This is a genomic window from Actinomadura geliboluensis (assembly GCF_005889745.1).
GTDB lineage: Bacteria > Actinomycetota > Actinomycetes > Streptosporangiales > Streptosporangiaceae > Spirillospora > Spirillospora geliboluensis.
This window is the reverse complement of the sequence record NZ_VCKZ01000454.1, coordinates 1-6,996: the sequence shown is the minus strand read 5'-3', so window position 1 is coordinate 6,996 and position 6,996 is coordinate 1. Positions and strand designations below refer to the sequence as shown.

Genomic DNA, 6,996 nt, shown 5'->3' with positions numbered 1-6,996 from the left:
GAGCAGGAGCAGGGCCGGGGGCGAAGGACAGGTGCGTCGGGCTCTGCCCGGCGACCTGGGTGAGCATGTGGTCGAGCTGGTCGGCCGTGGGACGGGCCGTCGGCTCTTGGACCAGCAGCGACTGCAGGACGGGCGCCAGTGCCCCGGCGTTGCGGGGCGGCGGCACCTGGGCCGTCATGATGGCGGCGAGCGTCGCGGCCGTCGTGGACCGGCGCAGCGGATTGGTCCCCTCGACGGCCACGTAGAGCAGCAGGCCGAGGGACCAGAGGTCGGAGGCGGGGTCGCCCTCGTGCCCGTTCAGCCGTTCCGGCGCGATGTACTCCGGCGAGCCGACCAGCCCGCCGGTGGCGGTCACGCGGGACGCCTCCCGGAGCACCGCGATGCCGAAGTCGGTGAGGACCGGCGTCCCGTCCGCGCGCAGCAGGACGTTCGCGGGCTTGACGTCCCGGTGGCAGATCCCGGCCTCGTGCGCGGCGCGCAGCGCGGCCAGGAGCCCGCGCCCGACGGCGGCGGCCTCGCCGGGGTTCAGCGGCCCGCGCGCCAGCCGGTCGTGCAGGGACTCCCCGCGGACGAGCTCCATGACCAGCCACGGGTGCGGCATGTCGGGCGTGTCCACGATGTGGTGGATGGTCACCACGTTCGGGTGGTCGAGCCGGGCGAGGGCGCGGGCCTCGCGCATCACCCGCTCGCGCAGCATCCGCGCCACGTCCGGGTCGGGGTCGGCGGCCCCGGCCTCGGCGAGCCGCACCTCCTTCAGCGCGACTTCGCGTTCCAGGGCGAGGTCGAACGCGCGCCAGACGGTGCCCATGCCGCCGCTGCCGAGGCGGTCGCGCAGTTCGAAACGGCCGTCGATCACCGTCTTCGCAGAGGTCACGGCGGACAGCCTAAGCCCACGAACCCCGGCAAAGCGGAGCAAAGCACAACCAGTGGCGACGAGGCCCGGCCCGGACGGCACCCGGGCCGGGTGGGAACCGGCCGCCGCGCCCGCTCAGTGGTCGGCGACGACGAGCGGCGTGTCGACGAGGTGCTCGGCCAGGAACCAGGCTTGCAGCTCCCCGGTGCGGATCACGTCGGACACGAGCACGTCGTTGGTGCCGTCGTCGCCCTGCTCGGCGGTGCGCGCCGCGGCGTCGTGCGCCTCGGTGAGGATGATCTCGTGGGCCTCCAGCAGCCGGGACAGCATCGCCGGGACCTCCTCGACGCCGTCCGGCGGGCGCGGGACCGCGGTGATCTCGGCGACGTGCCGCGGGTCGCCGACGGCCACGCCGCCGAGGGTCTGCACCCGCTCGGCGATGGTGTCTACCAGCGCGAGCTGCTCTCCCGCGTGCTTGTCCAGCAGCAGATGCAGCTGGTAGAAGGTCTGCCCCCGGACGAGCCAGTGGTGCTTCTTGTAGAGCGCGTAGAGGATCTGAGTGTCCGCCAGGATCCGGTTGAGGCGCTGGCAGGAGTACAAGCGGGCGTCACGGGAGAGGGCCAGCGGGAACTGCCGTACCGTCCCGAACTGCTGGATCTCGCGGCCGTGCTGGTGCAGCCATGGCTGGCTGCCGGCGGGTCGGGTCCCGTCCGTGCTCATGTGCGGGTTCCTTCCGGGTTCACATCGAATGGCGAAGGGTGTGTTCCACCCGGCGAGGGGGCCAAACGGGCCCGGTCCCTGGTCCCCGCCCTGGTCACCGCCCTGGTCTCGTCCCGGGACCCGGGATTGTCCGATCCGGCCGTTAGCTTGCGGGGCCATGGGCCAGACGGTGGAGATTCCGGTCGAGTGGCATGAGCACGTCCATCCGCGGCGGGGCGGCATCGCCGGGCCCCGGCTCGTCGCCGACGAGGACGCCGCGCGCGGCGCACGCGCGTGGGACCGCGCCGCCCGCCCGATCGCCGCGGACATGGCGGAGCACGCGCGCACCGCCCCCGACCTCGCCGCGGGCGTCCGGGCCTGGCTGGACGGCGATCCCGACCCGGTCGGCGCGGCGGCCGTCGCCGCGATCGCGGTGAAGCACGTCGAAGGCTGCGGCGGCGAGGGCTTCGCCGACGCCTGGGTCCTGGACCACGGGCTCGCCTTCGCCGCCTGCGCGCTCACCGAGGCGTCCTCCATCGCCCTCGGCCCCGTGCCGCGCCCGGCGCGGCGGGACACCGCCGGAGCGGTCTGGCTCGTCTCCTACAGCGGGCCGAGCGAGGGATGGCGCGGCGAGATCCGGCGGGCGACCTCCGACGACCGGATGCGCGCGAGCGACTGGGTCACCGAGGACACCGCCGCCAAGCGGCTCCGCGCACTCCTGGCGGCGGCGCCCGAGGCCGAGTACGCCGACGCCGTCGCGCGGCTGGCCGCCCACCGCGGCGACGCGACGCGACGGCGCGTCGCCGCCTACCTCGTCCCGACCGAGACGGCCTGGGTGGACGAGTCCCTCGCCGACGCCGCCCGCCTGACCGTCGCCGACCACGAACTCCTGGTCTGCTCGCTGTCCACCGCCGAGCAGGCGCCCCACGCCGGCTGGATCAGGGTGACCCCGGCCGTGGTCGCGACGCTGCTCGACGGGCTCGGCGCGGACGCCTTCCCCCTGCTGGTCCAAGCCCTCAGGCCCGCCCACGACGCCGAGAAGACCCGCCCGATCGTGCTGACGGCGCTCCTGGCGATCCCCGACGAGCAGCTCTTCCCCGTGCTCCTCGACCACATCGGCGAGCAGGGCGTCCCGGCCGCCTTGCAGGAGGCGGTCGAACGGTACCCCGACCACGCGCTCCGGGTCCTGGAGCCGCTGGCCGGCGACGGCACGACCCGGGGCCTGCGGGCGGCCGGGCTGCTGCGCGGGCTGACGCGCACCGAACGGGCGGAGCCGGCCGTCCCCGACGCCGACGACCTGCCCGGCGTCCTCGCGGGCAAGCCGCCCGCCCGCGGCGCGAAGACCGACTGGGCCGACCCGGCGCGCCTGCCGCGCGTCCTCACCCGCGACCGCGACCGGGCGCTGCCCGCCGCCGCGACCCGGCGCCTGCTGCACCTCCTCGCCCGGAAGTCCCCGGAGGCCGCCGGCGTCCGCGACTTCTGCGACCGGCACTCGCTGGCCGAGTTCTCCTGGGCGGTGTTCGAGCGCTGGTACGCGCTCGGCGCGCCCACCAAGCACAACTGGGCGCTGGCGCAGCTCGGCCTGATCGGCGACGACACCACCGTGCGGCGGCTCAGCCCGCTGATCAAACGCTGGCCGGGCGAGGGCCTCACCGGCCGGGCCGCGTCCGCGCTGGACGTCCTCGCCGGCATCGGCTCCGACGTCGCCCTCACCCACCTCTTCGAGCTGACCCGCACCGGCAGGTACAAGGGCCTCAAGAACCGCGCCGCCAAGAAGATCGACGAGATCGCCGCCGCGCGCGGCATCACGCCGGACGCCCTGGCCGACCGCGCCGTCCCCGACTTCGGCCTGGACGACCAGGGCGTCCTCGTCCTCGACTACGGCCCCCGCCGGTTCACCGTGACCTTCGACGAGCAGCTCGTCCCGCTGGTCACGGCGCCGAACGGCACGACCCGCAAGAGCGCCCCGAAGCCCGCCGCGACGGACGACCCCGCCCTCGCCGCGTCCGCGCACGCGCTCTTCACCGGCCTCAAGAAGGACCTGCGCACGCTGGCCGCGCAGGAGATCAAGCGCCTCGAACAGGCCATGACGACCCGCCGCAGCTGGACGCCCGGCGACTTCCACACGTTCTTCGTCAGCCATCCGCTGCTGGGGCACATCGTCCGCCGGCTGGTGTGGATCACCGATTCCGGCACCGCGTTCCGCGTCGCCGAGGACCGCACCTACGCCGACGTCCGCGACGACGCGTTCACTCCCGCGCCGGACGACCGCATCGGCATCGCCCACCCGGTCCTGCTGGACGACCTCGAAGCCTGGGCGGAGCTCTTCGCCGACTACGAGATCCTGCAGCCGTTCGAGCAGCTCGGCCGTCCCGTGTACCGGCTCACCGCCGACGAGCGGGCCGCGCACCGGCTCGCCCGGGTCGAGGGGCTCGTGCTGCCCTACGGCAAGGCGAAGGGCCACTCGCAGGGCCGCTGGGAGTCCGTGGACGCCGACGGCGGTTTCGCGGGCGGCTGGCTGGCCCGCCGCGACCCCGCCGGCCTGTACGTCGTCGCCGGCCTGAGCCCCGGCCTCTACGCCTACATGTACGGCGAGGGCGACGACCAGAAGGTCACCGCCCTCTGGGCGGGCCCCGCCCCCGCGCCGACGCCGAAGGACGCCGTGCCGCTGGGCCGGGTCGACCCGGTCACGATGAGCGAGGCCGTCCACGACCTCCTCCGCAGCGCGTCCTGACCCGCCCGTTCAGTCGCCCGCGGACACGGCGGCGCGGCGTTCACCGGGCTCCGTGCCCATGAGCCGCCCGCTGGAGAGGAGCAGCAACGCGAGCAGCGGGACCAGGCCGACCGCGGCGAAGGCCGGGTCGCCGTGCGCGCCGTACAGGGGGACGCACACCATCGGGGCGAGCGCGCCGCCGAAGAACTGGGCGGAGAGCACCAGCGACGTCGCGCCCCCGCGGTTGGACGGAGCGCTGTCGGCGGCGAGCGCGTTCACGGTGTTGCGCAGGCCGGGCACCGCGATCCCGGCGACGACGACGCCGCACACCAGCAGCGTGAGGGACGGCCCCAGCGCGGCGGTCAGGACGCCGGCGGTCAGCACGGCGCTCAGCGCGATGCCGAGGCGGCGCGGGCCCGCCCGGTCGAGGGCGCGGCCGAGCGCGGTGGCGCACATCAGCCCGGCGACGCCGAACCCGGCGCTGACGAGGCCCCGCTCGGCCGGGCCGAGCCCGAAGCGTTCCTCCGCGCGCAGCACCGTGAGGACGGTGAGCGCGACCGCGGGCAGGTAGCACAGGAACGACAGCGCCGCGGTCGCCGCGAGCCGCCGGTCCGCCAGGACCCGCCAGGACGCCCGGCCGGCCGCCCTGCGGGCGGTGGCGGCCGCCGAGGGCGGGAGCAGCACGAGCGCGAGGGCGACGGCGGTGGGGAAGGCGAACGCCAGCCGCCAGTCCGCGGCGGCCGAGATCCCGCTGATCAGCGGGCTGAACGACTGGCCGGCGGCCTGCATGGCGGCGAACCGGCCGAGCGCCCGCCCGAGCCGCTCCCGCGGCGTGATGTCGCCGATCGCGGCCAGCAGCAGCGGCGTCGTGAAGGCGTTCGTGGCGCCCTGCAGGACGCGTCCCGCCAGGAAGACCTCCATGGTGGGGGCGAGGGCGCAGACCCCGGACGCCAGGACGTAGCAGAGCAGGGAGAGCCGGAGGGTGCGGCGCCGGCCCCAGCGCTCCGCCCACGTCCCCGACACCAGCATCAGCGCCGCGAACGGGATCATGTACGCGGTCACGGCGGCGGCGGCCGTCTCGGGCGTGCTGCCGAGGCCGTCCGCCGCCTCGTGCAGGATCGGCGTGACCATGGTGCCGCTGTAGGGGCCGAGGAAGCCGCCCGCGTACAGCGGCCAGACGCGCGGCGGGCGTTCCGGGCGCCCGCCGCGCGCCCGGAACCGTGAGAGGGACGGGGCGTTCAAGCCGCGCGCGGTCAGCCCTGGTCGATCTGCATGACGACGGCCTTCGGCTCGGTGAAGAACTCGCGGCTGAAGTCGCCGCCCTCCCGTCCGACGCCCGACGCCCCGGCGCCGCCGAACGGGGCGCGCAGGTCGCGGATGAAGAAGCAGTTCACCCAGACCGTCCCGGCGCGGAGCGCCGCGGACACCCGGTGCGCCCGGCTGAGGTTCTCGGTGAACACCATGGCGTTGAGGCCGTACGGGGTGTCGTTGGCCAGGGCGACGGCCTCGGCCTCGGTGTCGAACGGGGCCACCACGACCAGCGGGCCGAAGATCTCCTCCCGGCAGTGCGGCGCGTCCTGCGGCATGTCCGTGACCACGGTGGGCCGGACGACCCAGCCGGAGCCGAGCCCGCCGGTGCGGATCCGGCCGCCCTGCGCCTCGATCGTCTCGACGTAGCCGCTGACCTTCTTGTAGTGCTCCTGCGAGGCCAGCGGGCCGAGCTGGGTGCCCGGGTCGGACGGGTCGCCGACCACCATCGCCTCGGCGGCGGCGGTGAAGCGGTCGAGGAACGCGTCGTAGATCTCGCGCTGCACGTAGAGCCGGCTGCCGGCGAGGCACACCTGCCCGGCGTTGGTGAAGATGGCCCGGATCGACCAGTCGACGGCGTTGTCCAGGTCGGCGTCGGCGAACACGACGTTGGCGCCCTTGCCGCCGAGCTCCAGGCTCACCGGCACGAGGTTGCCGCCGGCGATCTGGGCGATGGCCCGTCCGGTGCTGGACGCGCCGGTGAAGGTGATCCGGTCGACGCCGGCGTGCTCGGTGAGCGCCTGCCCCGCCGACTGCGGGCCGTACCCGTGCACGACGTTGAGGACGCCGGGCGGCAGGCCCGCCTCGGTCGCGAGCCGCGCGAGCAGTGTCGCCGAGGCCGGGGTGTCCTCGGCGGGCTTCAGCACGACGGTGTTCCCCCACGCCAGCGCGGGCGCGATCTTCCAGGTCTCCAGCATCAGCGGGAAGTTCCAGGGGGAGATGGCGGCGACGACCCCGGCCGGCCCGTAGGCGGTGTAGGCGTGGTGGCCGCTGTCCATCGGCAGCCGGTCCGCCGCCGAGAGGTGCGCGTGCTCGGCGAAGAACCGCAGGTTGTGGGCCGACCGGCCGACGTCGTTGCCGATGCTCTGGGTGACCGGCTTGCCCATGTCGCGGGTGTCGGCCATGCCGAGCCGGTCCTTGTTCTCCTCCACCAGGTCGGCGAGGCGGTGCAGGACGCGGCCGCGCTCGGCGTATCCCATGCGGGGCCACGGTCCGTCATCGAACGCGCGCCGCGCGGCCGCGACGGCGCGCTCGACGTCGCCCCGCGAGCCGAGCGCCACCTGCGCCCAGGGCTGCCGGGTCCAGGGATCGACGCTGTCGAACCGTGCGGCGTCCTGCGATTCGACTTCCTCGCCGTCGATGACGTGCCCGAAGAACTCCATGTGCTGCTAACCCTCATTCCCTATCTCTTATACACATCTCC

Annotated in this window: 5 protein-coding genes; 1 reads left to right on the top strand and 4 read right to left on the bottom strand. The window is 74.9% G+C overall.

Features of this window, described 5'->3' with window-relative positions; translation table 11 throughout:
• A partial coding sequence (locus ETD96_RS38220) for a serine/threonine-protein kinase (protein WP_240808523.1) occupies window positions 1–874 on the bottom strand: 874 nt, incomplete at its 3' end.
• A 114-nt stretch (window positions 875–988) separates the two neighbouring features.
• On the bottom strand, window positions 989–1,573 hold the full coding sequence (locus ETD96_RS38215; protein WP_138641370.1) for a Dps family protein: 585 nt from the start codon (window positions 1,571–1,573) through the stop codon (window positions 989–991).
• A gap of 157 nt (window positions 1,574–1,730) precedes the next feature.
• Here ETD96_RS38215 and ETD96_RS38210 point away from each other — a divergent pair, with 157 nt between their 5' ends.
• The gene (locus ETD96_RS38210) at window positions 1,731–4,286 is read left to right on the top strand and encodes a DUF4132 domain-containing protein (protein ID WP_138641369.1); all 2,556 of its coding nucleotides are present in this window, start codon (window positions 1,731–1,733) and stop codon (window positions 4,284–4,286) included.
• 9 nt (window positions 4,287–4,295) lie between these two features.
• On the opposite strand, the gene ETD96_RS38205 is transcribed toward ETD96_RS38210, so the two are convergent.
• Together ETD96_RS38205 and ETD96_RS38200 are read right to left on the bottom strand one after the other, a co-directional pair.
• Entirely contained in the window at window positions 4,296–5,507 is a 1,212-nt protein-coding gene (locus tag ETD96_RS38205; RefSeq protein ID WP_205719666.1) for an MFS transporter, read from the bottom strand.
• Between the two features lie 11 nt (window positions 5,508–5,518).
• Window positions 5,519–6,955 (bottom strand): aldehyde dehydrogenase, encoded by a 1,437-nt coding sequence (locus ETD96_RS38200; protein WP_138641368.1) that lies wholly within the window; start codon window positions 6,953–6,955, stop codon window positions 5,519–5,521.
• Window positions 6,956–6,996: the final 41 nt, after the last annotated feature.